Origin of the sequence: Pleomorphomonas oryzae DSM 16300, assembly GCF_000422965.1 — a bacterium.
Classification (GTDB): domain Bacteria; phylum Pseudomonadota; class Alphaproteobacteria; order Rhizobiales; family Pleomorphomonadaceae; genus Pleomorphomonas; species Pleomorphomonas oryzae.
Map to the genome: position 1 here is coordinate 59,864 of NZ_AUHB01000006.1, position 26,636 is coordinate 86,499.

Annotated in this window: 25 protein-coding genes and 1 riboswitch; of the genes, 13 read left to right on the forward strand and 12 right to left on the reverse strand. The window is 63.4% G+C overall.

The annotated features are described in order from the left end of the window. Positions 1–32: 32 nt before the first annotated feature. Positions 33–1,712 (forward strand): glycoside hydrolase family 13 protein, encoded by a 1,680-nt coding sequence (locus G522_RS0111455; protein ID WP_026791167.1) that lies wholly within the window; start codon positions 33–35, stop codon positions 1,710–1,712. 12 nt (positions 1,713–1,724) lie between these two features. Here the strand turns inward: G522_RS0111455 and G522_RS0111460 are convergent, their stop codons facing one another. The 5 genes from G522_RS0111460 to G522_RS0111480 all read right to left on the reverse strand — a co-directional run bounded on the left by G522_RS0111460 (position 1,725) and on the right by G522_RS0111480 (position 7,187). Continuing rightward, positions 1,725–2,105, reverse strand: coding sequence for a rhodanese-like domain-containing protein (locus G522_RS0111460; protein WP_051228549.1), 381 nt, complete (start codon positions 2,103–2,105; stop codon positions 1,725–1,727). A 125-nt stretch (positions 2,106–2,230) separates the two neighbouring features. Next, a complete protein-coding gene (locus tag G522_RS0111465; protein ID WP_051228550.1) occupies positions 2,231–2,461 on the reverse strand; it encodes a YbdD/YjiX family protein in 231 nt (76 codons plus the stop codon). Further along, a complete protein-coding gene (locus tag G522_RS0111470; RefSeq protein ID WP_051228551.1) occupies positions 2,427–4,523 on the reverse strand; it encodes a carbon starvation CstA family protein in 2,097 nt (698 codons plus the stop codon). Before G522_RS0111470 ends, G522_RS0111465 begins: the two co-directional genes overlap by 35 nt. 361 nt (positions 4,524–4,884) lie before the next feature. Next, a complete protein-coding gene (rhaB, locus tag G522_RS26510; RefSeq protein WP_051228552.1) occupies positions 4,885–6,363 on the reverse strand; it encodes a rhamnulokinase in 1,479 nt (492 codons plus the stop codon). A 143-nt stretch (positions 6,364–6,506) separates the two neighbouring features. Continuing rightward, entirely contained in the window at positions 6,507–7,187 is a 681-nt protein-coding gene (locus tag G522_RS0111480; protein ID WP_026791171.1) for a GntR family transcriptional regulator, read from the reverse strand. 179 nt (positions 7,188–7,366) lie between these two features. Between G522_RS0111480 and G522_RS26515 the strand changes: the two genes are divergently transcribed. From G522_RS26515 to G522_RS0111500, 4 genes are all read left to right on the forward strand, one after another. Beyond that, on the forward strand, positions 7,367–8,182 hold the full coding sequence (locus G522_RS26515; protein WP_036839004.1) for a 2-keto-4-pentenoate hydratase: 816 nt from the start codon (positions 7,367–7,369) through the stop codon (positions 8,180–8,182). Between the two features lie 129 nt (positions 8,183–8,311). Continuing rightward, positions 8,312–9,289 (forward strand): TRAP transporter substrate-binding protein, encoded by a 978-nt coding sequence (locus G522_RS0111490; protein WP_026791172.1) that lies wholly within the window; start codon positions 8,312–8,314, stop codon positions 9,287–9,289. 94 nt (positions 9,290–9,383) lie between these two features. Next, the gene (locus G522_RS26520) at positions 9,384–9,920 is read left to right on the forward strand and encodes a TRAP transporter small permease (RefSeq protein WP_036839007.1); all 537 of its coding nucleotides are present in this window, start codon (positions 9,384–9,386) and stop codon (positions 9,918–9,920) included. Then, positions 9,920–11,200 (forward strand): TRAP transporter large permease, encoded by a 1,281-nt coding sequence (locus tag G522_RS0111500; protein WP_026791173.1) that lies wholly within the window; start codon positions 9,920–9,922, stop codon positions 11,198–11,200. The genes G522_RS26520 and G522_RS0111500 overlap by 1 nt, the downstream gene beginning before the upstream one ends. A 72-nt stretch (positions 11,201–11,272) precedes the next feature. Here the strand turns inward: G522_RS0111500 and cysE are convergent, their stop codons facing one another. Next, entirely contained in the window at positions 11,273–12,133 is an 861-nt protein-coding gene (cysE, locus tag G522_RS0111505) for a serine O-acetyltransferase (RefSeq protein WP_026791174.1), read from the reverse strand. 147 nt (positions 12,134–12,280) lie between these two features. Continuing rightward, complete coding sequence (locus G522_RS26525; RefSeq protein WP_051228553.1) at positions 12,281–13,204, reverse strand: LysR family transcriptional regulator; 924 nt, start codon at positions 13,202–13,204, stop codon at positions 12,281–12,283. A 119-nt stretch (positions 13,205–13,323) separates the two neighbouring features. Here G522_RS26525 and G522_RS0111515 point away from each other — a divergent pair, with 119 nt between their 5' ends. After that, a complete protein-coding gene (locus G522_RS0111515) occupies positions 13,324–14,823 on the forward strand; it encodes a CoA-acylating methylmalonate-semialdehyde dehydrogenase (protein ID WP_026791175.1) in 1,500 nt (499 codons plus the stop codon). A gap of 126 nt (positions 14,824–14,949) precedes the next feature. On the opposite strand, the gene G522_RS0111520 is transcribed toward G522_RS0111515, so the two are convergent. Continuing rightward, a complete protein-coding gene (locus G522_RS0111520) occupies positions 14,950–15,558 on the reverse strand; it encodes an anthranilate synthase component II (protein ID WP_026791176.1) in 609 nt (202 codons plus the stop codon). Then, a complete protein-coding gene (gene pabB / locus G522_RS0111525; RefSeq protein ID WP_026791177.1) occupies positions 15,555–16,970 on the reverse strand; it encodes an aminodeoxychorismate synthase component I in 1,416 nt (471 codons plus the stop codon). Before pabB ends, G522_RS0111520 begins: the two co-directional genes overlap by 4 nt. A gap of 137 nt (positions 16,971–17,107) precedes the next feature. On the opposite strand from pabB, the gene G522_RS0111530 reads away from it, so the two are divergent. The 7 genes from G522_RS0111530 (at position 17,108) to ribH (ending at position 23,215) form a co-directional block, all read left to right on the forward strand. After that, a complete protein-coding gene (locus G522_RS0111530; protein ID WP_036839010.1) occupies positions 17,108–17,881 on the forward strand; it encodes an ABC transporter permease in 774 nt (257 codons plus the stop codon). Beyond that, entirely contained in the window at positions 17,874–18,626 is a 753-nt protein-coding gene (locus G522_RS0111535; RefSeq protein ID WP_026791179.1) for an ABC transporter ATP-binding protein, read from the forward strand. The genes G522_RS0111530 and G522_RS0111535 overlap by 8 nt, the downstream gene beginning before the upstream one ends. Then, complete coding sequence (locus G522_RS0111540) at positions 18,626–19,588, forward strand: ABC transporter substrate-binding protein (RefSeq protein ID WP_026791180.1); 963 nt, start codon at positions 18,626–18,628, stop codon at positions 19,586–19,588. Before G522_RS0111535 ends, G522_RS0111540 begins: the two co-directional genes overlap by 1 nt. A 113-nt stretch (positions 19,589–19,701) precedes the next feature. Next, positions 19,702–19,852: riboswitch (FMN riboswitch) on the forward strand. A gap of 92 nt (positions 19,853–19,944) precedes the next feature. After that, positions 19,945–20,952 carry a bifunctional diaminohydroxyphosphoribosylaminopyrimidine deaminase/5-amino-6-(5-phosphoribosylamino)uracil reductase RibD gene (gene ribD, locus G522_RS0111545; protein WP_051228554.1) on the forward strand — a complete coding sequence of 336 codons (1,008 nt, stop codon included), beginning with the start codon at positions 19,945–19,947 and terminating at the stop codon, positions 20,950–20,952. Positions 20,953–20,959: 7 nt separating this feature from the next. After that, positions 20,960–21,568, forward strand: coding sequence for a riboflavin synthase (locus tag G522_RS0111550; RefSeq protein WP_026791182.1), 609 nt, complete (start codon positions 20,960–20,962; stop codon positions 21,566–21,568). Next, positions 21,544–22,752 carry a bifunctional 3,4-dihydroxy-2-butanone-4-phosphate synthase/GTP cyclohydrolase II gene (locus G522_RS0111555; protein ID WP_026791183.1) on the forward strand — a complete coding sequence of 403 codons (1,209 nt, stop codon included), beginning with the start codon at positions 21,544–21,546 and terminating at the stop codon, positions 22,750–22,752. The genes G522_RS0111550 and G522_RS0111555 overlap by 25 nt, the downstream gene beginning before the upstream one ends. 7 nt (positions 22,753–22,759) lie before the next feature. Continuing rightward, the gene (ribH, locus tag G522_RS0111560) at positions 22,760–23,215 is read left to right on the forward strand and encodes a 6,7-dimethyl-8-ribityllumazine synthase (RefSeq protein WP_026791184.1); all 456 of its coding nucleotides are present in this window, start codon (positions 22,760–22,762) and stop codon (positions 23,213–23,215) included. 63 nt (positions 23,216–23,278) lie between these two features. Here ribH and efeO (G522_RS0111565) read toward each other — a convergent pair whose 3' ends face one another. Genes efeO (G522_RS0111565) through efeO (G522_RS0111575) form a run of 3 tightly spaced genes read right to left on the reverse strand, consistent with a single transcriptional unit; the run spans position 23,279 to position 26,635 of the window. Beyond that, positions 23,279–24,097: an iron uptake system protein EfeO gene (gene efeO / locus G522_RS0111565; protein WP_026791185.1), complete on the reverse strand. Its 819-nt coding sequence runs from the start codon at positions 24,095–24,097 to the stop codon at positions 23,279–23,281. Between the two features lie 34 nt (positions 24,098–24,131). Then, a complete protein-coding gene (gene efeB / locus G522_RS0111570) occupies positions 24,132–25,439 on the reverse strand; it encodes an iron uptake transporter deferrochelatase/peroxidase subunit (RefSeq protein WP_026791186.1) in 1,308 nt (435 codons plus the stop codon). A 5-nt stretch (positions 25,440–25,444) separates the two neighbouring features. Beyond that, on the reverse strand, positions 25,445–26,635 hold the full coding sequence (gene efeO / locus G522_RS0111575) for an iron uptake system protein EfeO (RefSeq protein WP_026791187.1): 1,191 nt from the start codon (positions 26,633–26,635) through the stop codon (positions 25,445–25,447). Position 26,636 lies beyond the last annotated feature (1 nt).

Here is a 26,636-nt window from a genome sequence, read left to right on the forward strand (position 1 = left end):
CGCGCACGAAGAGGCATTCAAGGGAGAAAGTCATGCCGCAAAAAGAAGAGACTGTTCGCCGCCGCTGGTGGAAGGAGGCCGTCGTCTACCAGATCTATCCGCGCTCCTTCCAGGACTCCAATGGTGACGGCATCGGCGACCTACCCGGCATCATCTCGCGCCTCGACTATCTCAAGGGGCTTGGCGTCGACGTCGTCTGGCTGAGCCCGCATTACGATTCGCCCAACGCCGACAACGGTTACGATATCCGCGACTATCGAAAGGTGATGGCCGAGTTCGGCACCATGGCCGATTTTGACGCCTTACTCGCCGGCCTCAAGGCGCGCGGCATGCGCCTGATCGTCGACCTCGTCGTCAACCATTCGTCGGACGAACACGTTTGGTTCGTCGAGAGCCGCAAGTCGAAGGACAATCCCTACCGCGACTACTACATCTGGCGTCCCGGTCGCGGCGATGGCCCACCCAACGACTGGCGGTCCTATTTCTCAGGCTCGGCTTGGACGCTCGATCCGACAACCGACGAATATTACTTGCATCTCTTTGCCGACAAGCAGCCCGACCTCAACTGGGAGAACGACAAGGTACGCGCCGAGGTCTACGACCTCATGCGCTTCTGGCTCGACAAGGGCGTCGATGGATTCCGCATGGATGTCATCCCGATGATCTCCAAGGAACAGACCTTCCCCGACTACCCGCCGGAGCATCGAGAGCGCACTGAATATTACCACGCCGTCGGCCCGCGCCTGCACGAGTTCCTACAGGAGATGAACCGCGAGGTTCTCTCGAAATACGACGTGATGACCGTGGGCGAGGCCTTTGGCGTCACGCCCGAGCAGACGCCCGATCTCGTCGACGAACGGCGCGGCGAACTGAACATGATCTTCAACTTCGATGCTGTCCGCCTTTGCCACGAGGGGCATCGCTACAGGCCCTGGACACTCCCGGAACTGAAGGCTGTCTACAATCGTCTTGAGGAAAGCACCGGTTCCCATTGCTGGAACACCGTTTTCCTCTCCAACCACGACAACGCCCGCCTCGTCAGCAGCTTCGGCGACGACGCCGAACCTTGGCGCGTCCCCTCAGCCAAGCTTCTGGCCACCATGCTGATGACGCTGCACGGCACGCCCTTCATCTACCAGGGCGATGAGCTCGCCATGACCAACTACCCCTTCACCTCCGTCGAGCAGTATGACGACATCGCCGTCCGCAACGCTTGGAAGGCCGAGGTGCTGAGCGGGAAGGTGACGGCCGCCGATTTCCTTGAGGGTATGGCGCGCACCAGCCGCGATCATGCTCGCACGCCGATGCAGTGGAGTTCAGCGTCGAACGGCGGCTTCACAAGCGCCGCCAAAGCCTGGCTCGCCGTCAACCCCAACTATCCCCAGATCAATGCCGAGGCGGCGCTCGCCGATCCCGGTTCGGTCTACCATCACTATGCGAGGCTGGCCGACCTGCGCCGGGCGCACCCTGCCCTCGTCTATGGCGACTTCGTCGATCTCGCTCCGGCTCACCCACGGCTCTTCGCCTACACGCGCAGGCTCGGCGACGAGACCTTGCTTATCCTGCTCAACTTCTCGCGCGAAACGATCGAGGTCGAACTGCCACCCAACCTCAGGGTTGGCGAGCTGCTGCTTGGCAACCTGTCCACACCATCGGAAACCTCACGTCTTGCCGGTTGGGAGGCGCGCGTCCATCGCTGCCACCGAGACTGAGTCGACGACTGTTTACGGCCCGGTGACGACCGGGCCGTTCTTCTCCGTCCATTCGGTCATGCTGCCGGGGTAGATGCCGACATCGGCGCGGCCGGCCGCTTCAGCGATCGCCAGCGCTTCGCCAGCCCGGCGGCCGGACCGACACATCAGCACCACCGGGATTTCCGAGGGCGGCGGCAGCTGTTCGGCTTTGAATGCGGAAAGCGGCAGGTTGGTGGCGCCCGGCACATGGCCAGCCGCGTATTCATCGGCCTCGCGAACATCGACGAGATGGATGCGGTTGGAATTCAGCCCTGCCCGCACCTGATCGAAGCTGAAGGCGTCGCCCGCCAGAGCAGGTCCGACAAGGGCCGTTGCGAGACTGCCGAGAAACGCCAGAGCCGCAAACCGCATCTTTCACCCCACTATCCTGCCCTTCGCAAACTTGGGCGTAGGAATCGTCGCAAAACTAGTCGGCGAAATAACGGCACCGGCCCCTCCGTGAAGAAGAAGCCGGCGCTGTCTGGGTAGATCGTCATTTAGCAGCAGCGGAACACGCCGCCGTTGGAACCACCGCCGTAGCGGCGCTCCTGGCTGTTGCGGAAGAACTCTTCCTTGGTCATCACCGGCTGGTCCGGATGGTTGGTGGTCCGATGAGCGACGTAGGTGTCGTAATCGGGAACGCCCACCATCAGGCGTGCCGTCTGGACGAACTTCTGACCCAGCTCACGCGGATCAGGTAGCCTGAGGCCGCACACCTGACATGTCATCGCCCACCTCGCTCGCGGTTGGTTTCTGCTCGCGCAGCGCCCGCAGCATCGCCTGCACACCGAACACCAGCATGCCGACGACAATGATCATGAACACGGCGGTCAGCGCCGCATCGACCCACTGGTTGAAGACGACACGCTGCATGTCCTCGATAGTCTTGGCCGGCGCCAGGACGGTGCCGTCGGCGATTGCCTTGGAGAAGCGGTTGGCCTGGGCGATGAACCCCACTGCCGGGCGACCGTCAAACAGCTTCTGCCAGCCGGCTGTCAGCGTGCAGACGGACAGCCAGGCGAGCGGAACCAGCGCCACCCAAGCATAAGCCTGCCGCTTCATCTTGAACAGCATCACCGTGGCAAAGGCCAGCGCTATGGCTGCCAGCATCTGGTTGGCGATACCGAACAGGGGCCACAGCGTATTGATGCCGCCGAGTGGATCGACCACGCCTTGGTAGAGGAAGTACCCCCAGGCCGCGACGGCGATCGCCGTTGCCACGAGGTTGGCCGGCCAGCTGTGGGTCTGGCGGAAGGCCGGGACAGCCGTGCCGAGCAGATCCTGGATCATGAAGCGGGCGACACGCGTACCGGCATCAACCGTCGTCAGGATGAACAGCGCCTCGAACAGGATGGCAAAGTGATACCAGAAAGGCATCAGCGCCACGCCGCCGACCGCGCCTGACAGGATGTGCGCCATACCGACAGCCAGTGTCGGGGCACCGCCAGCGCGCGACAGGATGGTCGCCTCGCCGACGTTCCTAGCCATCTCCGTCAGCATGTCCGGCGTGACGGTGAACAGCGGGTCCCAGGCCGAGATCACCTGCGCCGCCTGGTCGGCGGTGGTGCCGATGACGCCCGGCGCCGTGTTCATGGCGAAATAGACGCCCGGCTCGATCACCGAGGCGGCAATCAGCGCCATGATACCGACGAAGCTTTCCATCAGCATCGCGCCATAGCCGATGAAGCGGAACTGGCTCTCGTTCTCGATCATCTTGGGCGTGGTGCCCGAAGCGATCAGTGAGTGGAAGCCCGAGATGGCGCCGCAGGCGATGGTGATGAACAGGAACGGGAACAGGTTACCGGAGAACACCGGTCCCGTACCGTCGATGAACTTGGTCACCGCCGGCATCTTCATCTCCGGCATCACGAAGACGATGCCGACGGCCAGCGCCAGGATGGTGCCGATCTTCAGGAAGGTCGAAAGATAATCGCGTGGAGCAAGCAGCAACCACACCGGCAGAACCGAGGCAACGAAGCCATAGCCGATCAGGATGAGGGCCAGAGCCTCACCCTTGTAGGTGAACAGCGGTGCCAGCGTTTCGCTCTCGGCCACCGTGCGACCGAAGATGATGGCGAGCAGCAGCAACACCACGCCGATGGCGCTCATTTCGCCGATGCGGCCGGGCCGGAAGAAGCGGCTGTAGAGGCCCATCAGGACGGCGATCGGAATGGTGGCAAACACCGTGAAGGTGCCCCACGGACTGCCGGCCAGCGCCTTGACGACGATCAGGGCGAGCACCGCCAGCAGGATGATCATGATCATCAGGATGCCGATCGAGGCGACGATTCCAGGCACCGGACCGAGCTCAGTCTTGATCATGTCGCCGAGCGACCGCCCGTCGCGGCGGGTCGAAGCGAACAGGATCAGCAGGTCCTGAACCGCACCGGCGAAGATCACGCCGGCGATCAGCCACATGGTGCCAGGCAGATAGCCCATCTGCGCGGCAAGCACCGGCCCGACCAACGGACCTGCGCCAGCGATGGCCGCGAAGTGATGACCGAACAGCACGTATTTGTCGGTCGGAACATAATCGAGGCCGTCGTTACGCCGCACGGCCGGCGTCCGCCGCGCGGGATCCGCACCGACAACCCAGCTGACGATATAAAGCGCATAGAAGCGATACGCGACGAGATAGGTGGCAACGGCCGCAACCACCAGCCATAGTGCGTTGATCGTCTCGCCACGGCTGAGAGCCACAACGCCGAGGGCGATGGCGCCGACGGCAGCGATCAGTATCCAGACGAGCCACTCGCCCGGCGAACGGGGCATCTTGGCGACTGTTGACATCTTGTCCTCCCGACGGAAGCATGACCGGGGACGTGGTACGACAGGCAAACAAAACCACCGTCCCGGCACGATATGCCGGGCGCCAAAAGGCTCGATTTTGCTCCGGGTCCCATCAGGTTCGCCGCCTTTTCGCTTGTCCCTCCTCCTCCCCAGGAGTCCGGATCGAACGAACAAGGCAGCGCCTCATCCCAAGGCAGCCTTCCGCTTCACTGTAACGATGCGAACAGAACTGGATTATTGTATCCCACCCGCCGCGACAAGGTAAGGAAACGGTTAACGCGAGGGGTTTCCCTTAGCAAATAGGATAAGGAACCCGCTCTTTTCCGACATTTTTGGCAAGGCCCGACAGCGGCGGATCGCCTCAGTGAATCGCGGTGGTAGCCTTGACGATCGACCGAAAGCGGTCGCGAACGCCGGACGGAACGGTGGCTGCCGGAGCAACTTCCTTCACCGCGAACGACCGGCGCACAATGCGTCTCGCCTCCTCCAGGGAGCCGATCACGCCGAGCCCCATCATCTGGAGAGCGGCATTGCCGAGTGCGGAGGTCTCAACCGGTCCGGCGCTGACCGGGATGCCGCAGGCATCGGCTGTCAACTGGTTGAGCAGTCCGTTCTGAGATCCACCGCCGATGATGCGGACATGGGTGAGTGGCCGGCCCGTCAGCGCTTCCAGTTCGTCCTTCACCCGTGCGTAATCGAGGGCAAGGCTGTCGAACACCGTCCGGGCAACTGCTCCGAGACCGTCGGGCACCGACTCACCATGCTCGGCGGCCAATGTCCGGATGGTGTCGGTCATGGAGGAGGGATTGAGAAAGCGCGGGTCGTCTGGGTTGATGAGGCTCGTCCAGGCGGGCGCCGCCGCAGCGGCGGCCACGAGATCGCTGAACGCCGGTTCGCCAAATTCCTTGCGCACCCGTTGGATCAGCCAGAGCCCCATCAGGTTCTTCAAAACGCGGTAGCGGCCGCAGACCCCACCCTCGTTGCCGATGTTGAACCCGCGCGCCAAATCGCCCACGTAGGGAACGGCGCTTTCGAGCCCCATCAGCGACCAGGTTCCCGACGACAGGAAGGCTTCATCGGGTCCACCGAGAGGCGCCGCTGCCACGGCTGACGCGGTATCGTGGCCACCCGGTGCGATCACCAGAACCGGCCGTCGTCCATCGCGACCGGTCATCGGTCCGAGCACCGTGCCCGGTTCCACCGGTTTTCTCATCAGCCCCGGCCGAACGCCGGCCAACGCCAGAAGATCCGGATCCCAATCGCGCGTCTCGAGCGACAGGAGCTGTGACGTCGTGGAAATGGAATACTCGTTGGCGATCACACCGGACAGGCGGAAATGCAGATAATCAGGCGTGAACAGCAGATGCCGCGCGGCCGACAGCCAGTCGGGATGCTGCTTTGCCGTGGCGCGCAACTGATAGAGCGTATTGTAAGGCTGGAAATGAATGCCGGTACGCCGGTAGATTTCGGCAGCCGGCATGATGGACGTCACTTCGTCGATCAATCCGGCTGTTCGATCGTCGCGGTAGGCCACCGAAAGACCGACCTGACGCAATGTCTCGTCGAGCAAAACATAATCGACGCCCCATGTGTCGCAGCCGACGCTATCGATCGGCGCCATAGCCTCGGCCTTGTCGATGCCGACGCGGATTTCCCGAACGATCGCCTCGCTATCCCAGCAGTCATGTCCGGTCGGCACGTCCACGCCGAGCGGGGTTTCGAAGCGGTGCGCTTCGGCAAGTTCGATGCGATCGCCGCCGAAGGTTGCCAGCATGACGCGACCGCTACCGGCACCGACATCGACCGCGGCAACATGCGTCCGCCCGCTCTCGCCCAACATAACCGCACTCCTCACCCGTTGCGGCCAACCTAGTTTCGTGACGGCCCAGCCGTCAACGAAAGCTATCGTCTTTAAGCAGAAAGTATCATTTTGTTGCAGAACGGATCATCGGTCGCACGGAAGCGTCATTCGGAGAAGCGGCTTCACACGAACAGAAAGCCAAATTGCTCCTGAACTCTGGGTAATGCCTTGAGAATTCCGTCGAGATGAACCTTGAGCGCCACTTCCGCCCTGTCCGCGTCGTGGTTGTCGATGGCATCGACAATTCGGCGGTGTTCGTCGACCACCTTCGGCAAGGTTTCCGGGAGCGGCAGGGTCAGATGGCACACCCGATCCATGTGAGCCTTGATGGTCTCGAGCGTAGCCCAAGCCGCCGGCACGCCAGCTCCCTCCGCAAGAGCCGCATGAAAGGCTTCGTCCTCCCGCTGGAACGCGTAGTGAGATTGGCTGGCGGCAAGATCGACCTGCCGAGCCAGAATGCCCTCCATTCGTTCGCGTACCTCCGGAAGGAATGAAATGCAGGCGCGGCGCACCACCGCCACCTCGACGGACTCACGAACGAAGCGGGCTTGCCGCATCAGATCGAGCGAGATCTTGACCACGAAGGTGCCACGCCGCGGCTGAATCCCCACCAGACCGGCCTTGCCCAGATTGATCAGTGCTTCGCGCACCGGCTGCCGCGACACGCCGTAGCGATCCGCAAGTTCCTTCTCCGACAGCGAGGCTCCCGGCTGAATCTCGAGGGTTATGATTGCCTTGCGCAACTCGCGCTCGACGCGCCGCGCCGCCGAGTCCTCGGAACTGTCCGGGAGAACGACCGTCATTTGCTGACACCCGCCAATGCGGCGGCAAGCAAAAGGTCTGCATGCCGCTTTTCTCACTCGACAGCTGCCATACCACATCAGTATGGTAGTGGAAATGCCATCCTTCGTCAGGCCCCGGGTGGGGGATGCCCAGGTCTTACGGAAAGCTGGTGTGCCGGCAGCCAGGGGGAGTGGCAGGCATGCAATTGCACGAAGACGACGCCGAACACATTGCCTTGCGTTTCGTCGAGGCACGCCGGGCCGCCATGGTGCTTGATGCCTTTCCGCGCATCCTGCCCGAGACGCTGGCCGACGCCTACCGTGTGCAGGAGCGAGCCATTACCCTCGGCGGTCGCGCCATCGCCGGCTGGAAGGTCGCCGGCATTCGCCCCGATCTGCGTGAACGTCTCGGCGCCAATCGTCTCGCCGGGCCAATCATGGCTGGCAGCATCCATCGGTTGCCAAATGGTGGCACCGCGCGAGCAGCCGTATTTGCCGGTGGTTTTGCAGCGCTGGAAGCCGAGTTTGTCGCCGTCTTCGCTCGCGATCTTTTGCCCGTCGAAAGTACGTTTACGGCCGAGATGATCGGTGCGGCGCTGTCCGGCCTGCACGCCGGCTCGGAAATAGCCTCAAGTCCACTAGCAACCTTGAACGACCTCGGGCCCACCGCCGTTATCTCCGACCATGGCAATAATGCCGGAGCCGTCGTTGGACCGGAAATTCCTGGCTGGAGCACGGCTGTTCCGGCGGCGCTCACATCACGCATGCTGATCAACGGTAACGTTGCCGGCGAAGGCACGGCCGCCAATGTCATGGGCGGCCCCATCGGCGCCCTGCAGTTCCTGGCCGAGCATTTATTGACCCGCGGGCGGTATCTGCGGGCCGGCGACGTGGTGCTGACCGGCATGACCACCGGAATCCATCGGGTGTCGCCCGGCGACCGGGGACGCATCGAATTTTCCGCCGTTGCCGCCTGCGACATCGAGGTTGTCGCCGCGAGTCCGGCCGGTCACTGACCGGCCGCCAACATTTGGGAACTGAACCTGCCGTCTGGTTGAGGAGCCAAGGCAGGCAAGTGCGAGGGGCTGGGCCCGCCAGCTGAAACCGCGGGCAAAGTGGCTATCTAGCCGCCAAGGGAGGAAGGCATGAAGCGAGAGTTCAGCTATGTACTCGGCGTGGTCGGAGCCTTCGGGCTCGTGGGCAACGCCCTGGCCGCCGACACGGTTACATTCCGGGCCGCCGACATTCACCCAGACGGCTACCCCACCGTCGAGGCGGTGATCTACATGGGCAAGCTGGTGGAGGAGAGGACCGGCGGGCGCATCAAGGTCCAGGAATTCAACAACGGCGTGCTCGGCTCCGAGAAGGACACCATCGAGCAGACGCAGTTCGGCGTCATCGATTTCAACCGTGTCTCGACCGCCCAATTTAACAATGTCGTGCCCGAGACCTCAGTGCTCGGCCTGCCCTTCGTCTTCAAGTCGGTCGATCACATGCACCATGTCGTCGACGGCCCGATCGGCGAGGAGATTCTAAAGGCGTTCGAAGCCAAGGGCTTGATCGCTCTTTGCTATTACGACTCCGGCGCCCGCTCGATCTACACCAAGAAACCCATCAACTCGATCGCCGATCTCAAGGGCTTGAAACTGCGCGTGCAGCAGTCCGACATGTGGGTCGCCACCGCTCAGGCCATGGGCACCAACCCGACGCCGATGCCGTTCGGCGAGGTCTACTCGGGCCTGCAGACCGGCGTCATCGACGGCGCCGAGAATAACTGGCCTTCCTATGAATCCACGCGCCACTTCGAAGTCGCCAAGTATTACACCCTGACCGAGCATTCGCTGCAGCCGGAAGTACTGGTCATGGCCAAGACGAGCTTCGACAAGCTGACGCCCGAAGATCAGGCTGTCATCCGTCAGGCTGCCAAGGACAGCGTTCCCAAGATGCGCGAGCTGTGGGCAGCTCGCGAGAAGAGTTCGAAGGCCAAGGTACGGGAAGGCGGCGCGATCGTCGCCCAGATCGACAAGGCGCCATTCATCGAGGCGATGAAGCCCGTCTACGACAAGTTCATCACCGATCCGAAGCTCAAGGATCTGGTCGCCCGCATCCAGGCGACCGAATAACCGGTACCCTGGGCCGGAGTGTCCGGCTCGACACCCCAGTCGCCGCCCGGTCATCGCCGGGCGGTGCCCGGCTCGTCAAGATCTCGGTGGTGCCATGAAAACTCGACATACTTTCCTTTCCCGCTTGGTCGACAGGCTGGCCGGACTGGCTCTGGCGGCGGCCGGTACCGCCCTGGTGCTCATGACGGCGGTCGTCGGCGCCCAAGTGTTCAGTCGCTACGTTCTCAATTTCTCGCTGACATTTGCCGAGCCCATGGCCATCCAGTTGATGGGCTGGTTCATCTTCCTGGGTGCCGCCGTCGGTGTTCGTGAGAACTTCCACCTCGGTCTCGATCTGCTGCGCTACGTGGCGCCTCCGTCGGTCAATCGTCTGCTCGACACCATCTCGCTGACGCTGATCGCCATCTTTGGCCTGTTCATTTCCTGGTACGGGTTCGAGTTGGCGGTCCGGACATGGGACACGCTGATCCCCGGCCTTGGCATCACCGGCGCCACCGACTTCCTGCCACTGACCTGTTCGGGGCTGCTGTTCACGCTGTTCGCCATCGAGCGGATCGTCAACATGCACTCCGGGCCCGGCGCGCCCGCGGCCGACGTCATCGAAGCCTCGCTGCCGAAGGATACTGCCTGATGGAACTCTGGATCCTGTTCGGCTCCTTCGTGGGCCTGCTGGTGCTTGGCACACCGATCGCCTTCTGCCTGGCGATCTCGTCGCTATTCACCATTCTTTACATGGGCATGCCGCCTGTCATCGTCGTGCAGCGTCTCAACTCCGGCATCAGCGCCTTCGCGCTCCTGGCCATCCCCTTCTTCATCTATGCCGGCGACGTCATGGTGCGCGGCGGTATCGCGGAGAAGCTGGTGCGGCTGGCCGCCTCGATGGTCGGCCACATGCGCGGCGGTCTCGGGCAGGTCAACATCGTCGCCTCGACCATGTTCGGCGGTGTTTCCGGCTCGGCGGTCGCCGACGCATCGGCGGTCGGCGGCCTGATGATCCCGCAGATGAGAAAGCGCGGCTATGACGTCGACTATGCGGTGAACATCACCTCGGTCGGCGCCATCATCGCGCTGCTGATCCCGCCGTCGCACAACATGATCATCTATTCGATCTCGGCCGGCGGCACCATTTCCATTGCCGACCTGTTCACCGCCGGCGTTATTCCCGGCCTGATGCTGGCCGCTTCGCTGATGGTCGCTGCCTACTGGGTGGCTCGACGCCGCGGCTATCCGGCGGAAGTTTTCCCCGGCTGGCGCAACATCGGCCCCATCGTCTTGAACGCAATTCCCGGCATCCTGCTGATCGCCATCATCTTCGGCGGCGTCCGTTCGGGCATCTTCACGGCGACGGAAAGCTCCTGCATCGCGCTGATCTACGCGCTGCTCGTCACCCTGCTGGTCTACCGCTCGATGAGCTGGGAGGATTTCCGCGAGGCAACGCTGGGCGCCGTTCGCACAACCGCCATGGTGTTGATGGTGATCGGTTCGGCCGCCTCGTTTGCCTGGCTGCTGGCGCTCATGCAGGTGCCGACGGCCATGGTCGCGGCGATGCACGCCGTGTCCGACAACCCGATCGTCATCTTCCTGCTGCTCAACCTGATCCTGCTGGTGCTCGGCTGCTTCATGGACATGGCGCCGCTGATCATCATCACCACCCCGATCTTCCTGCCGGTGGTCACCGCCTTCGGCATGGATCCGGTTCAGTTCGGCGCCATCCTGATCCTCAACCTCGGCATCGGCCTGTGCACGCCGCCGGTGGGGTCGGTACTGTTCGTCACCTGCGCCATCGCCAAGATCCCGATCCTGCAGGCCGTCCGCACCATCTGGCCGTTCTATTTTGCCGCCTTCGTGGTGCTGATGATCGTCACTTATGTGCCCGCCGCGTCCCTGTGGCTGCCACACCTGTTCCGCTGAGCAGAGGCACAATTGAAAAAGGGCGGTCCGTCAATTCGGGCCGCCCTTTTTCAATTCCAGCGAAGGAAGATCTCAGATTACCCAGGTGAAGGCTGAATAGTCGCGCTCAGTCAGCATCTGGTCCATGTTGCGGGCCGGATTGTCGGGTGCATCGCCGAGGATGATGCGGGCCGGCGTACCAACTGCCGTCGAATGGGCGGGCACCGTCGTCGTCACCAACGAGCCGGCTGCTATCTTGGAATAGGCGCCGATTTCGACCGGCCCAAAGATTTGCGCACCGGCGCCGATCATCACACCGGTGCGGATGGTCGGATGGCGCTTGCCGGTATGGGTGCCGGTGCCGCCGAGCGTCACATCCTGCAGAATGGATACCTCATCCTCGATCTCGGCAGTCTCGCCGATCACAACGCCAGTGGCATGGTCGATGAATATGCCCTGCCCGATCGTGGCGCCTGGATGAATGTCTGTCTGGAACACCGACGAAGAGCGACTTTGCAAGACGAGTGCCATGTCACGCCGGCCGGCCCTCCAAAGGTGATGGGCGACACGATGCGTCTGGATGGACGAGAAGCCCTTGAAGAACAGGAAAGGCTCGATCAGCCGGCCCGATGCCGGGTCGCGCTCGACTACGGCCTTGAGATCGGCATGCACGGCATCGAGAATGGTTGGCTCGGCATCGATCACCTTCAGGACTATTCGGGCGATCATTTCGGAGGACAGTTCATCCCCAGCCAAGCGCTGGCCGATGCGACTGGCGAGCGCCGTCGCCAGATCGGGCTGCTCGAGAATGGTCGACGCGAGAAGCGAGGTGAGCGCCGGCTCGCGGATCATGGCGGCTTCCGCTTCGCTCCTGAGGCGATGCCAATAAAGATCGATGGCCGCCGAGCGACCCTTTGCAACTTCGCCTACCCGCAGTCTCGGCGCCCTGTCCATGACCGTCACCCACACACAGATAACTTGATCGGCTGGCGGAATTTTATACGAAAGGCGCAGCATCGCCAAAGCACAGGCTTGTGAGCTGACGGGAGGCGGTGGAAGTTCGTTCCATAATTTCCGAATTTATTGGAAATCCATCCCAAGTTAGGCGACTTCAGGAGACGATGATGCCTTGGTCGCGCCAAGCGGCTGGAAGTGCCGCCGTTGCCGGCGGAACGTCTCGATCAGGAAACGGCGGCAGGCGGCAATGGCCGCGATCGATGTCGCGCCGGGGTGGCCGACGAGCCAATAGGTGCGAGAAAACGTCACCTCGGGAAGAACGCGAACGAGCCCCGCCGCGTCGAGCGCCATGAAGTCATGCAGCACGCCGATACCGGCTCCGGCGCAAATCGCTTCGAATTGGCTCGTCGCACCGGCGCAGCGGTATAGCCGTTTGGAATAGGCCTGCAGCGTCGCAGAATAATCGAGCGCCGACGAGTAGGTGTAGTCGTCGATGCCGGCGACGAGGCGGTGGCCAGCAAGGTCGTCCAGGCCGGCCGGCTGCCCGTGGTTGGCGACGTAACCCTCCGCCGCGTAGACGCCGAGCGTATAGTCGACCAGCCGGGTGGCAACGAGGCGTCCAGTTGTCGGGCGCGACAGCTCGATGACCAGATCGGCTTCCCGTCGCGACACCGAGAATTTAACCGGCAGCGGCACCAGTTCCACGGTGATGCCCGGATGCTGTTCTGCGAACAACCCCAGTTCGCGCGCGAGAAAACTGTTGCCGAGACCATCGGGCGCGCCAACGCGAACGGTGCCGGAGATCTCCGTGTCCTTCGAAGAAACCGCCGCCAGGGCGGCGCGCGTCTCGATCTCGATGCGTTCAGCCAATGGAATCAAGCGCTCACCGGCTTCCGTCAGGACGCAGCCGGATGGCCGTCGCTCGAACAACGCCGCGCCGAGTTCGGCTTCCAATGCATCAAGACGGCGCGCAACCGTCGTGTGGTTGACGCCCAGCCGACGGGCGGCAGCCGAAAGCTGGCCACCGCGGGCCACGGCCAGAAATACGCGGAAGTGATCCCAGTCCATGTCTTCACATTAATGCACAATGGTTTCCCGTGCCAGCATATTGCCGCGCAACAAGCGTTGGTGTTTCATCATCTCAAGCGCGTATCGAGCGCCGCAGCAACCAGAGGGAAATAAGTGAAATGACGACAACCATCCGACACTTCATCGACGGGCAACGCGTATCTCCCAGCTCGGATCGCACGGCTCCGGTTTTCAATCCGGCGACAGGTGCTGAAACGGCACGGGTGGCGCTGGCCAGCGAGGCGGAAGTCCGCAAGGCTGTTGAAGCCGCCAAGGCGGCTCAGCCGCGCTGGGGAGCAACCACGCCATTGCGCCGTGCCCGCGTTCTCAACCGTTTCCTCGGCATTCTTGAACAGCGGGCCGGCGAACTCGCCGCCGTGATCACCGCCGAACATGGCAAGGTGCTGAGCGACGCGCGTGGTGAAATCCAGCGCGGCATCGAGGTGGTGGAATTTGCCATCGCTGCGCCGGAGCTGCTGAAGGGGGACTTTTCCGAGAATGTCGGCACGGGTGTCGACAGCCACTCGCTACGCCAGCCGCTCGGTGTCGTCGCCGGCATCACGCCGTTCAATTTTCCCGCCATGGTGCCGATGTGGATGTTCCCTGTGGCGCTCGCCTGCGGCAATGCCTTCATCCTGAAGCCGTCGGAGCGTTGCCCCAGCGCGTCGCTACTGATCGCCGATTGGCTGACCGAGGCGGGGCTGCCCAAGGGCGTTTTCCAGGTGGTGCAGGGCGACAAGGTCGCCGTCGACGCTCTGCTTCACGATCGCGACGTCGCCGCCATCAGCTTTGTCGGCTCGACGCCGGTCGCCCGCTACATCTACGAGACGGCGACGAAGAACGGCAAGCGCTGCCAGGCACTGGGTGGTGCCAAGAACCACATGGTCATCATGCCCGACGCCGACCTCGACTTGGCGGCCGATGCCCTGATGGGTGCCGCCTATGGCTCGGCCGGCGAGCGCTGCATGGCCATCTCCATCGCCCTGCCGATCGGCAAGGCCACCGCTGACGCCCTGGTGCAAAAGCTGACGGAGCGGGCGCAGAAGCTCGTCATCGGTGCAGGCACCGACAAGGCGTCGGAAATGGGCCCGCTGGTGTCGAAGCCGCATCTCGAAAAGGTGCGCGGCTATGTTGACGCCGGTGTCGACGAAGGGGCGACGCTGGTGCTCGACGGCCGCGGCTTCGTCAGCCCCGGCGGCGAGAGTGGCTACTTCATGGGCGCCACGCTTTTCGACAACGTGACCACCGAGATGAAGATCTATCGCGAAGAGATCTTCGGGCCGGTGCTTGGCATCGTCCGGGTCGATGATTTCGATACCGCCATCCGCCTCGTCAACGAGCATGAGTTCGGCAACGGCGCCGCCATCTTCACCCGCGACGGTCATAGCGCGCGCGAGTTCACCACCCGCATCCTGGCCGGCATGGTAGGCGTCAATGTGCCGATCCCGGTGCCGATGGCCTTCCATTCCTTCGGCGGCTGGAAGGCGTCGCTGTTCGGTGACCACCACATGCATGGCTCGGAGGGCGTGCGCTTCTACACCCGCCTCAAGACGGTGACGAGTCGCTGGCCAACCGGCATCCGCGCCGGCGCTGACTTCATCATGCCGACCATGGAATGATCATACCAAGGGGCATTGAAAATGCCCCTTGGTATTCCGCTTGCTGATTTCTCATACCCTTGATGCACATGAGAAATCGGCAATGGCCTCAACGAGCGGATGCGTCAGCATCTTCGCGAGTTGGTATCAGAATGGACTGAGCGGGGCGGCCGCGAGCCGCCCTTCCCTGCCCGGCAGTCGGGCGAGAAAGTTGGCGAACAGCCGATAGCCGCCTTCAGTCAGCACGCTTTCGGGATGAAACTGCACACCGAACGTCGGATGCGCCACATGCTCGATGGCCATGATGTCGCCGCCCTCGGTGCGTGCCGTGACACGGAGCAGCCCACCTTTCGGTACCTCAACGGCTAGCGAATGATAGCGGCCAACCTGTAGCGGATTTGGCAGCCCAGCAAACAGGCCGCCTACATCATGAACAATCCTGGACGATCGCCCATGCATCGGTTCCCGCGCCTGAACGATACGCGCACCCAAAGCGGCACCGATGCATTGGTGGCCGAGGCAGATGCCGAGGATCGGCAGGCGGCCTGACAGCGTGCGCACCGCTTCGGTGGAAACACCCGCCTCACCGGGCCCGCAAGGGCCGGGGCTGATGACCATGGCTTCGGCCCCAAGTGTTGCAAGGCCTGACACCTCGATTGCGTCGTTGCGCAACACCTTCACCTCCTCGCCAAGTTCCAGGAGATAGCGGGCGACGTTGCCGACGAAGCTGTCGTAGTTGTCCAGCACGACGATCATGCCGGCCTCCCGAACGCGTCGAGCAATCGCTGCGCCTTCAGCTCGGCCTCGTTGAATTCAGCCGCCGGGTCGGACAACAGTGTAATGCCGCCTCCGGCGCCGAGCGTTGCCCTGTTACCGTTAAGTGTTGCCGTGCGAATGGCGATGTTGAAATCGGCCGAGCCGTCAAACCCGAGATAGCCGATCGCCCCGCAGTAGATGTCGCGCGGCACCTTCTCCAGTTCGGCAATGATCTCCATGGCCCGGATCTTTGGCGCGCCGGTGATCGAGCCACCGGGGAAGACGGCGCCAAGCGCGTCCATCGCCGTCCTGCCATCAGCGAGTTCACCCGTCACGGTCGATACAAGATGATGCAGGGAAGCATAGGTTTCGACCGCGCAGAGGCTGGGCACCTTCACCGTATGCGGTTTGCAGACCGCCGAAAGATCGGAGCGCAGAAGATCGACGATCATCACGTTCTCCGCCCGGTCCTTCTCCGAAGCGGCGAGCGCCGCCGCGCGAGCGGCGTCCTCGGCCGGATCGGCGGCACGCGGCGCCGTGCCCTTGATCGGTCGCGCTTCGACATGCCGGCCACGCACCTCGATCAGCCGCTCCGGCGAGGAGGAGGCGATCTGCATGTCTCCATGATCGAGAAAGGCAGCAAAGGGAGCCGGGTTGGCAGCCCGCAACGCCCGATAAAAGCCCCACGCATCAAAGCCGGCTGGCAGATCAACTTCGATCCGACGGGTAATGTTGGCCTGGAAGATGTCGCCGGCGAGAATGTAGTCTCGGGTCCGTGCCACGGCCGCCTCGTAATCGGCACGATCGAGATTGGCCCCGAACGCAGGAGCAGTGAGGCCGGCAAACGGCACCTCGGGGGGCACCGGTCCTTCGATCAGCGCGATGAACCGCTCGGCCCGTTGCTGTGCCCTCCTCTCCCGCTTGTCCGGCTCGGATTCCGGCCAGCCGGTGGAGATGAGGTGAGCCCTGTTATCGAAGAGATCGCAGGCGACGACCACGTCGTAGAAATGCATCTCCAGTTCGGCAATGCCATCCGTCGGCGCCGGCGTTAACGGCAGGCGTTCGAGCAGGCGACCGAACTCGTAGGCGACATGGCCGATGGCGCCGCCCTGAAACGGCGGCAATCCAGCGACTGGCTGCTGTCGATAAAGCGCCAGACGGCGCGCAAGCTCGACCAGCGCCTGACGGCCCGGCGATCGGGGATCAGTAGGTTGCGGCACAATTTCTTCGCCATTCCAGAACATCCGTCCGCCGATAACGCGGAATGTCCCGAAAGGGTCGGCGGCGAGGAAGGCGTGGCGACTGAAAGCCGAGCCGGCGAGCGCGCTATCGAGAAAGGCAAAACCCTTCAGCGGGCGAAACCGCGCCGCTACGGCCATCGGATCGGAACAGTCGAAAGCGGTGACGATCATCTAGCATCCGTGCCCCAAGATAAAGCGTCGGTACGGTATAACGCTTATTACAAGCATCTGAAACCATTTATGATTTGCATTCTCAACATTTCCTCATAACGCTCGACAGTCTAGACTTTGGACGTATAACAGCCGCCATGCCAGCTCGTCGCTTCCTCGCTTCCACCGCCGTCTTTGCTTCCGTCGCCATGATCTGGTGGCTGGCCGGTCGAGCCGGATGGACCAACGCCTATCTGTTGCCCGCCCCCTCGGCCGTGATCGCTGCGCTGTCCGATCTCGCCGCTTCAGGCGCTCTTCTGAAACACACGCTGATCAGCCTTCAGCGTGTGCTTCTCGGGTTTGCACTGTCGGTGGCGCTCGCGCTGCCACTGGCCGTGTTACTATCGGCGAGCCGGCTGGCTCGTAGTGTCCTCGACCCGCTCCTCGAGTTCATCCGCCAGATCCCGCCGCTCGCCCTCATCCCGCTGTTGATCCTCTGGCTCGGCATCGGTGAGGCACAGAAGCTTGGCATCATCGTCCTCGCCTCCTTTTTCCCAGTGTTCCTCGGCTTTCGCGGCGGCATCGCTGGTGTCGACCCCAAGCTGATCGAGGTTGGCCATGTTGCTGGCCTCACCCGTCGCGAAATCCTGACGCGCATCATCCTGCCGTCGGCACTGCCGGAACTTGTCGTCGGGCTGCGCATCAGCCTCGGTTACAGCTGGCGGGCGCTGGTCGGCGCCGAACTGATCGCCTCGTCGGCCGGCCTCGGATACATGATCATCGACGCCGAAAACCTCGCCCGTACCGACATCGTGCTGGCCGGCATTCTCGTCATCGGTGCCATCGGCCTTCTTTCGGACGTCGTGCTCCGCTTCACCATCGGCCGCGCCTTCCCCTGGCTTTCCGCCGACCTGGAGGCTGCCCATGCTTGAACTGATCGACGCAAGCCGCCACTACGACGTCGCCGGCCGTGCCGTCCGCGCCCTAGACGGCGTCAGAGAGCTCTTCCCTGCCGGCTCGATCACCGCCGTCGTCGGCCGCTCCGGCTGCGGCAAGACCACCCTCCTCCGCCTCCTCGCCGGCCTCACCGAGCCCAGTTCGGGCGAGGTCCGGCGCGCGCCATCCCACAGCGTCGGCGTCGTCTTTCAGGAAGCGCGGCTGATGCCCTGGCTTGACGTTGCCGCCAACGTCGCCTTTCCGCTGAAGGGCCGGCTCAGCGACGCCGACATGGCCGCCCATGTCGATGAGGCGCTGGCACTGGTCAGCCTTACGGAGGTACGGCGCGCCCTGCCCGTCCAGCTTTCCGGCGGCATGGCGCAGCGCGTTGCCATCGCCCGTGCCCTGGCACAGCAACCCGACATCCTGCTTCTCGACGAGCCTTTCTCCGCCCTCGATGCCTTCACCCGCCGCAGCCTGCAACGCGTCCTGATCGACATCTGGCGCGCCCGTCGCCCCACCGTGGTCCTCGTCACCCACGACGTCGAAGAGGCCGTGTTGCTTGGCGAAAGCGTGGTCGAGATGGAAGCCGGCCACGTCGTCGGTCGCGTCACCATCGACCTGCCGTTTCCCCGCGAGGCGACCGATCCGGCGGTGGTCGACCATCGCCGCAGCATTCTTGCCCGCCTCGTCGGCGGCACCGATCCAGTCACTCAAGCAATCCATTCCGGGAGGAAATAATGAAGTCGTTCATCCGCCTCGCCCTCGCGACCGCCTGCGTCGCCAGTACTTTGTCGCCCGCGTTCGCTGCCGATCCCCAAACACTGCGCGTCACCTATGTCACGGCACCGTTCAACGTGCCGTCGATCGTCGAGAAGCACGAGGGCATTCTGGACACCGACTTCGGTGCCAAGGGCATCAAGATCGAACGTCCCGAAATCACCTCCGGTGCCAAGCAGACCGAGGCCATCGCAGCCGGTGCCATCGACGTCGCCTCGGTGTTGGGAGGCGCCTCAGCCATCCTCGCCAAGGCCAACGGTGTCGATATCAGGATCATCGCCGTCTATTCGCGCTCGCCCAAGGCTTTCGCTCTGATGACCCGTGCCGATGGTCCGGCGACGCTCGCCGATCTCAAGGGCAAGAAGATTGCCGGGCCCAAGGGAACGACGCTGCACCAGCTCCTCGCTGCTGCGCTTGCCTCCACCGGTCTGACCATCAACGATGTCGATTACATCAACATGGATCTGCCGACGGCCCGTGCCGCTTTACTCTCCGGTGAGATCGACGTCGCAACGTTGGCCGGAAACAATGCCATCGCCGTCGAGAAGGCTGGCGGCAAGACGCTGGCCACCGGCGAGGGACTGATCCATCCGACCACGGTGATCGCCGCATCCGGCAAGTTCATCGACGCCCATCCCGACCTCGTCGAGGCCTATCTCGCTGCCCATCGCAAGTCGCTCGACTTCCTCGCCACCAAGCCCGACGATGCCCTGAAGATCGCAGCCGAGGAGCAAAAGATCTCGGTCGAAGACGCCAAGGCGCAACTGCCGCTCTACGACTTCACGCCGACGCTGACCGATGCCGACGTCACCAATCTTCAAGCCGACCAGACCTTCATGGTTGATAACGGTATGCTGCCGAAGGATCGGACGATCGACATCCGCAAGGACCTCGTTTCGCCGATCGCCTTCTCGGCGAAGTAACACAACGAAACGCGCCGAACACGATCGCGTGCACGGCGCGCTTCGTAAACAATCCTATCTTGCAGGACGGGATCGTCCTGCCTATGCTTTCAAGTGCCGCCTTTCATGGCGGTGAACGTTCTCGGGGCGGGGTGAAATTCCCCACCGGCGGTAATCGCGCGAAAGCGCGTCAGCCCGCGAGCGCCCGTTCCCTTTGGGAGTGGGGTCAGCAGATCCGGTGTAATTCCGGGGCCGACGGTACAGTCCGGATGGTAGAGAACGGCTGACGCCACACGTGTGTCCTCCTGTGCGGAGGCGCGCGTGCTTACGCGTTTGCTTGCGCCCCCAGTGCGTTCGATCGATGGATCGAGGACCGCATGGGCGCTTTGAACGACCTGACCAGTTCTTCCCTACCCGACGGCGTCATTGCCGATGCTTTTGCACGCGCCATTGCCGTTGCGACCGATTATGCCGGCGCCACGTCTCCCAATCCGCCTGTTGGCTGCGTACTGCTCGATGCGGCCGGCAACAGTCTCGCCGTCGAAGCGCATCGCAAGGCCGGCGATCTCCACGCCGAGGCGCGCGCCATCGCCGCCTGCCGGGCGGCCGGGACCATCGACCGCATTCACACCGTGGTCGTCACACTGGAGCCCTGCAACCACCACGGCCGCACGCCGCCCTGTGCCGAAGCGATCCTGTCAACACCGGCCCGCGAAGTGTGGATCGCCGAGACTGATCCCAATCCGCGTGTGGAGGGCGGTGGTGCTGTGCGTCTCGCAGCGGCCGGTCTCTCTGTCCGTTTCCTCTCGGAACTTGACCATCCGGATAGAGCACGCCTCGCCTCCGAGGCCGAGCGCGTCATTGCACCCTTCGCAAAATGGGTAACCACCGGCCTCCCCTTCGTCACCATCAAGCAGGCTCTCGACGAGACGGGATCGATGATCCCGCCGGCTGGCCAGCGCACCTTTACGTCGGAGACCTCCCTGACGCTTGCCCACCGCATGCGTCGGCGCGCCGATGCCATCCTCACCGGTAACGGCACCATCCTGGCCGACAATCCGGAGTTCACCGTCCGCCGCATCCCGGACCACCCGGGCAAGAGCCGCATCCTCGCCATTCTCGACCGTACAGGGCGAGTGCCGGCGGACTACCTCACCGCGGCAGCCCAACGGGGCTTGCGACCGATGCTGTTTGCCGACATCGACGATGCGCTCACCCGTCTCGGCAGCGAAGGCGTCCATGAGGTGCTGGTCGAGGCCGGTCCGACGCTGACCGCCGCCATCCTCTCCACCGACATCTGGGACGAGCACGTTGCCATCAAGAAGGCCGGCGACGGCGGTCCCGACCACATCACCATTTCCCGAAACCACATCAAGAAAGGCTGAAATTCCCATGTTTTCCGGCATCATTGCCCGAACCGTCGCTGTCCGGACGGCCGAAGCCACCGGTGGCTCGCTGATCGCCATCATTCCCACCAGCTGGTCCGATCTCGAACTCGGCGAGAGCATTGCCGTCAACGGCGTCTGCCTCACCGTGACAGAGATGGATGAGGCCGGCACGGCGCGCTTCTTCCTGTCGCCGGAAACGCTGGCCCGCTCCAACCTCGGCCGCCTCGCTACCGGTTCGGTCGTCAACCTCGAGCGCTCGGTAGCGCTCGCCGATCGTCTGTCCGGCCACATGGTGCAGGGCCACGTCGACGGCAAGGCAACGCTCGTCGCGGTGACGCCCGACAGCGATGCCCGTCGCCTCGAGTTTGATCTACCCACCGCGCTTGCCCGTTACTGCGTCGAGAAGGGATCGATCTCGCTCAACGGCATCAGCCTCACCATCAACACCATCGAACCAGGTCCGGATGGCGCCCGCATCGGCATTACCATCATCCCGCACACCTGGGACAACACCAACCTGTCGGCGCTGACCCTCGGCGACGAGATCAACGTCGAGGTCGACGTCATCGCCAAATATGTGGAGGCCCTATGCAAGCCCTATCTCGCGCACTGAACCGTCTGAAGAGCGGTGGCATGGTCCTGCTCGTCGATGACGAGGACCGGGAGAACGAGGGCGACCTCGTAGTCGCCGCCGAGTTTGCCACCCCCGAGGCCATTGCCTTCATGGCCAAGAAGGCCTGCGGCCTGATCTGCCTGGCGCTCACCGGTGAACAGATCGACCGGCTCGGCCTCAATCCCATGGTGGCGATGAACCGTGCCCGCCGCTCCACCGCCTTCACCGTCTCCATCGAGGCACGCGAAGGCATTACCACCGGCATATCGGCCTTTGACCGGGCGCATACCATCCGCGTCGCCGCCGATCCGGCCGTGGCGCCTGGCGCCATCGTCTCTCCGGGCCACGTCTTCCCGCTTCGGGCGGCCGAGGGCGGTGTACTTGCTCGTAACGGCCATACCGAGGGCGCGATCGATCTCGTCCGCCTGGCTGGACTGTCGCCCGCCGCCGTCATCTGCGAGGTGATGGGCGAAAGCGGCCACATGGCCCAACGGCCTGAACTCGACCAGTTCGCTAGGGAGCACGACATCCCCGTGCTCACCATCGCCGAGCTGGTGGAATACCGCTGGGCAACCGAGCCTCTGGTCGAGGAAGTGGCGAGCGCCGACCTTCCGACGGCTTATGCCGATGGGGTGCTGCGGGTCCATGCCTTCCGCAGCCTTGTCGACGGCGTTGAACACCTTGCCATCGTGCGTCGTCCCCTGGGCAAGACACCGCTCGTCCGCGTTCACTCCGAATGCCTGACTGGCGATGCGCTCGGTTCGCTCCGCTGCGACTGCGGTCCGCAACTGCACGAGGCGCAGCGACTGATTTCCGAGGACCCGGAGGGTGGCGTGGTGGTCTACCTGCGCGGCCAGGAAGGACGCGGCATCGGCCTTGCCAACAAGATCCGCGCCTACGCGCTACAGGACGGCGGCCTCGACACGCTCGACGCCAACACGGCCCTCGGGCTGCCGGCCGATGCCCGCCATTATGGGATCGCAGCGCAGATCCTGAAATCGCTCGGCATCGATCGACTGCGCCTGCTCTCCAACAACCCGGCCAAGGCCGACGCGCTCACCGGTTATGGCATCGATGTTGTCGGGCAAGTGCCGCTCATCATCCCGCCCAATCCGTTCAACCGCCGCTACCTCGCCACCAAGGGCCAGCGCTTCGGCCACAGCCTCTGCCAGCATGACTCCTGAGGAACCAATGACAGCTTCCCCCACCCCACCACGCCTTGCCGTCGTCGTCAGTCAGTTCAATCCGGAGGTGACCGGCGGCCTGCTCGCCGGCACGCGCCACGAACTTAAAGAACGCGGTGTGCCGCTGCACGATGCCGATGTCTTCTCGGCGCCCGGCGCTTTCGAGATCCCGCTTCTGGCGCAGACCCTGGCCCAAAGCGGCCGCTACGCCGGCGTCATCTGTCTCGGCTGCGTTATCAAGGGCGATACGGCGCATTTCGAGTTCATCAGCCTCGGTGCCGCCACCGGACTGATGCAGGCGACGCTCGCCACCGGCGTGCCGATCACCTTCGGCATCCTGACCACCTATACCGACGAGCAAGCCTTGGTCCGCAGCCGCGATGACGCTGCCAACAAGGGCCGCGAAGCAGCCGCCGCCTGCGTCGAAGCGCTGGCGACGCTGGAGAAGATCAAGGCGGCCTGATGTCCATAATGAAGACGGCGGCCCTTCCGGACCGCCGCCTTCATCGTTTCGTTCAGCAGGCTTTCAATCGAGACCGAGCTTACCGCGCAAGGTCGAAAGATCCTCGGCCAGCGTATTGACGGATGCCGCCAGCACCTTGCGATCATCTTCGGTGAGCTTGTCATATGTGACGTAGCCATCGCCGTCCTTGTATTTGGAAAGCGTCTTGTCGACGGTGTCGAAGTTGGCATCCACCGTCTTCAGGAAATCGGCTTCCTTGGCGGCAATCAGTGGCCGTACCAGCTCGACGATCTTGCGCGCCCCGTCGAAGTTGCCACGGAAATCCCAGAGGTCGGTGTGGCTGTAGCGGTCTTCCTCGCCGGAAATCTTGGTGGCCGCCACTTCTTCCATCAACACGGCCGCGCCACCCACCACCTTCTCGGGCGGGAAGGTCAGCGAGGCGATGCGGCCTTCGAGCGCCTTGACGTCGACCAGCAGCTTGTCGGCCACCGGTGCCAGGCCATCGGTCGAGTTCTTCTCCCACAGGCCATATTCGATGCGATGGAAGCCCGGGAATTCAGGATCCGCCTCGGCCTTCTCGTAATCGTCGGCGCGCGAGTCGATGGAAACGTCGAGGTCGGAGAACAGTTCAGCGATCGGCTCGATCGCCTCATAGGAGACACGCGTCGGTGCAAACAGTGCCTTGGCCTTGTCGACCTCACCGGCCTTTACCGCAGCGGTGAAGGCTGTCGTATCCTCGACGAGCTTGGCCACCTTCTCGGTCACGTAGATCTTGTACTCGGCGATCGGCTCGACAAGATCGAGGCTGGCTTGCTGGGCAAAGGCGCCGGACGAGACAATGAGCGCCAGCGCCGAGGCACCGACGAGGCCGGAAATACGCATGTTTCGGTCTCCCTTCGTAAAAATGGATTTGCGATCAGACGCCGCGCGCAGCAGCGATCAGCGAACTGCCGAGATAGTCAGCAGCGTCGCGAATTCCGGGAAGCGTATAGAAGAAGCCGCCGCCGACGGGTTTGATGTATTCCTCGAGCGGCTCGCCGTTGAGCTTACGCTGGACGGTGATGAAGCCCCGCTCAAGGTTCGCCTGATAGCAGATGAACAGCAGTCCTTGATCGAGCTGACCGGAACGGGTGACGCCGTTGGAGTAATTGAACGGCCGGCGAAGAATGGTATGCGCCTTGGACGCCTCATCACGGGCGTTGGCGAGGCGGATGTGGGCATCGAGGGGCGTTGCCTTGCCCTCGGGATCGGCGGTGAAATTGGGCAGGTCGAACTCATGGCCATCCCGACGATCGAGTGGCGCTCCACTCATCTTGGTACGGCCGATGATGCGCTCCTGCTCGCCGAATGGCGTGCGATCCCAGCGCTCGACGAAATTGCGGATGATGCGGACCACCTGATAGCTGCCACCCATCGCCCAGGCGGGCTCACCATCCTCCGGTCCGACCCAGACCACGCGATCCATCTCGGTGGAGTCCGAAGAGTTCGGATTGGCGGTACCGTCGCGGAAGCCGAGAAAATTGCGGGCGCTCTCGACCCGACCGCCCGGCCCGGGCGTGATCACCGGCACGTTGCCCTCCTGCTTCCATTTCAGGATCATCTGGCGGCTCGACGCCTTGATGATGTCCCGGAGCGCGTGGATCGTCGTGTCCTGCGTATTGGCGCAGATCTGAACCGTCAGGTCGCCATGGCAGAGTTCGGCATCGAGCGCATCATTGGGGAAACGAGTCATCCGCGTGAGGTGTTTTGGCTTCAGGGGGGCGAGCCACGGCCGTCCATCGAACAGCGATGCGCCAACGGAAACGGTGATCGTCAGGTTGTCGGGCCGCACCGTCGGTCCCAGCAGACCGGAGTCGGGCGGCGGCAGTTTGGCATCGAGCACAGGCACCGGACCGCCAACGGTGAGAAAGGCGATACGCGCCGTCAGCGTGCGGAACAGCGTCTCGAGCTCACCTGTGTCCTTGGCCAATACGTCGAAGCTCGCCACCATGCCATTGGCCGGGCGCGCGTTGACAATGCCGGCCTGATGGACGCCGAGATAGGAAACGTGGTCGAGCTGGCTTGCTGCGTTGGCAACCGGCGCATCGGCGACCGAGTGATGTACGGTTTCGGCATGTGCGACGCCAGCCAGCGAGCCGCCAAGCGCTGTGGCGCCGAGGCCCTTCAACAATCGACGACGATCGAGGGCATGGGAGGAGCGGCGAAGGTCCTTCGGATCGAGCATGATGGTTACTCCAGGCCCAGGGCCGGATTAATCCGGTCGATGGCGTCTGCAAGTGTTGCAAAGCTGGTGGCCAGCGCCTTGCGCGCCTCTGGCGATACGGCGGCGTACGCAGGGGGAACGGCAGTCGCTCCCGCAAGCTTGCCGATATCGCCTCTCGTCGCCACAAACGCATCGGTCACGGCTTTGGCCATATCAGGAGAAGCTTCGGCAACGAGCGGCAACAGCAACGACACCGGCTTCTCAAGTCCATCGACGGCAGCGGCAAACTCAGTGAGATCGTCTCCCGCATAGAGGCTGTCGCCGGAGATCACCGGTCCCTCGGCAAGCCGACGTGCTTCGCGCGCCGCGTTGCCGGCGAGATCGGCCGGCTCGAACTTCATGACCTTGAGGCGGTCGCGCAGAACGGTCGTATCGGAAGCCAGTTTGTCGACAACGGGCTTGAGATCGGCTGTTGCGTTCTGCCGCCACAAGCCGAACTCCACGCGGTGGAAGCCCGTGAAGGCGGGGTCTTGCTCGCGCCCCGCAAGATAGGCAGCCACCGGATCGATGGCATTCTCGAGATCGGCAATGCGGCCACTCACCGCTTCGACGTGCCGGTAGGCGGTCCGGCCGGCAGCATAGGCGGTACGCGCCGCGGCAAGATCGCCTGCGTCCACTGCCGTCGCAAGCGCAGTTGTTGCCTGGACCATCTGGCCCGACTGCAGGGCGAGGTAGACCTTGTATTCCGACAGCGGGCCAATGAAGGCCTTGAGCGGCGGTTTCGCCTTCTCCGCGTCCGAGTGAGCGGAGGCCGTCACCGTCAGTTTGCCGCGCGGATTAGACAATAGGCCGCAGGTGATGTCGTAGACGCCGGGCTTGAGGCGCGCCGTGAGCTGCGACCGGAAACCGGGGGCGATATTCTCGCGCTCCTCGATCACCATGACACCGTCGAGAATTTCCCACTCGATCGGCCGGTTCGAGGCATTCTCGATGTCGAAGACGCTGCGGCCAGCCGGCACCGTCAGGTCCATCGGCTCGCATGTCTTTTCCCCGACGCGAACGGCTATGGAGCCAGCTTCAACCGGCTTGGCTGCTTTCTGCGACGCGAGATAGAAGGCGCCGCCACCGGCAAGTACCAGCACGGCCGCCCCGGCGAGGGCAATAGTCGTCAATCGCGACGACGGGACGCCGGCGCGTTGCGGATCGGGCGAAGACATT

What these genes read in the sequence shown, in the direction of transcription:
- G522_RS0111465 (WP_051228550.1), bottom strand. Translation starts at nt 2,461, where the DNA reads ATGACATGTCAGGTGTGCGGCCTCAGGCTACCTGATCCGCGTGAGCTG.
- ribH (WP_026791184.1), top strand. Translation starts at nt 22,760, where the DNA reads ATGACAGCTTCCCCCACCCCACCACGCCTTGCCGTCGTCGTCAGTCAG.
- rhaB (WP_051228552.1), bottom strand. Translation starts at nt 6,363, where the DNA reads ATGTTGGGCGAGAGCGGGCGGACGCATGTTGCCGCGGTCGATGTCGGT.
- cysE (WP_026791174.1), bottom strand. Translation starts at nt 12,133, where the DNA reads ATGGACAGGGCGCCGAGACTGCGGGTAGGCGAAGTTGCAAAGGGTCGC.
- efeO (WP_026791185.1), bottom strand. Translation starts at nt 24,097, where the DNA reads ATGCGTATTTCCGGCCTCGTCGGTGCCTCGGCGCTGGCGCTCATTGTC.
- G522_RS0111550 (WP_026791182.1), top strand. Translation starts at nt 20,960, where the DNA reads ATGTTTTCCGGCATCATTGCCCGAACCGTCGCTGTCCGGACGGCCGAA.
- G522_RS0111480 (WP_026791171.1), bottom strand. Translation starts at nt 7,187, where the DNA reads ATGACGGTCGTTCTCCCGGACAGTTCCGAGGACTCGGCGGCGCGGCGC.
- G522_RS26515 (WP_036839004.1), top strand. Translation starts at nt 7,367, where the DNA reads ATGCAATTGCACGAAGACGACGCCGAACACATTGCCTTGCGTTTCGTC.
- G522_RS0111535 (WP_026791179.1), top strand. Translation starts at nt 17,874, where the DNA reads ATGCTTGAACTGATCGACGCAAGCCGCCACTACGACGTCGCCGGCCGT.
- G522_RS0111520 (WP_026791176.1), bottom strand. Translation starts at nt 15,558, where the DNA reads ATGATCGTCGTGCTGGACAACTACGACAGCTTCGTCGGCAACGTCGCC.
- efeB (WP_026791186.1), bottom strand. Translation starts at nt 25,439, where the DNA reads ATGCTCGATCCGAAGGACCTTCGCCGCTCCTCCCATGCCCTCGATCGT.
- ribD (WP_051228554.1), top strand. Translation starts at nt 19,945, where the DNA reads ATGGGCGCTTTGAACGACCTGACCAGTTCTTCCCTACCCGACGGCGTC.
- G522_RS0111530 (WP_036839010.1), top strand. Translation starts at nt 17,108, where the DNA reads ATGCCAGCTCGTCGCTTCCTCGCTTCCACCGCCGTCTTTGCTTCCGTC.
- G522_RS0111460 (WP_051228549.1), bottom strand. Translation starts at nt 2,105, where the DNA reads ATGCGGTTTGCGGCTCTGGCGTTTCTCGGCAGTCTCGCAACGGCCCTT.
- efeO (WP_026791187.1), bottom strand. Translation starts at nt 26,635, where the DNA reads ATGTCTTCGCCCGATCCGCAACGCGCCGGCGTCCCGTCGTCGCGATTG.
- G522_RS0111515 (WP_026791175.1), top strand. Translation starts at nt 13,324, where the DNA reads ATGACGACAACCATCCGACACTTCATCGACGGGCAACGCGTATCTCCC.
- G522_RS0111540 (WP_026791180.1), top strand. Translation starts at nt 18,626, where the DNA reads ATGAAGTCGTTCATCCGCCTCGCCCTCGCGACCGCCTGCGTCGCCAGT.
- G522_RS0111490 (WP_026791172.1), top strand. Translation starts at nt 8,312, where the DNA reads ATGAAGCGAGAGTTCAGCTATGTACTCGGCGTGGTCGGAGCCTTCGGG.
- pabB (WP_026791177.1), bottom strand. Translation starts at nt 16,970, where the DNA reads ATGATCGTCACCGCTTTCGACTGTTCCGATCCGATGGCCGTAGCGGCG.
- G522_RS26525 (WP_051228553.1), bottom strand. Translation starts at nt 13,204, where the DNA reads ATGGACTGGGATCACTTCCGCGTATTTCTGGCCGTGGCCCGCGGTGGC.
- G522_RS0111500 (WP_026791173.1), top strand. Translation starts at nt 9,920, where the DNA reads ATGGAACTCTGGATCCTGTTCGGCTCCTTCGTGGGCCTGCTGGTGCTT.
- G522_RS0111470 (WP_051228551.1), bottom strand. Translation starts at nt 4,523, where the DNA reads ATGTCAACAGTCGCCAAGATGCCCCGTTCGCCGGGCGAGTGGCTCGTC.
- G522_RS26520 (WP_036839007.1), top strand. Translation starts at nt 9,384, where the DNA reads ATGAAAACTCGACATACTTTCCTTTCCCGCTTGGTCGACAGGCTGGCC.
- G522_RS0111555 (WP_026791183.1), top strand. Translation starts at nt 21,544, where the DNA reads ATGCAAGCCCTATCTCGCGCACTGAACCGTCTGAAGAGCGGTGGCATG.
- G522_RS0111455 (WP_026791167.1), top strand. Translation starts at nt 33, where the DNA reads ATGCCGCAAAAAGAAGAGACTGTTCGCCGCCGCTGGTGGAAGGAGGCC.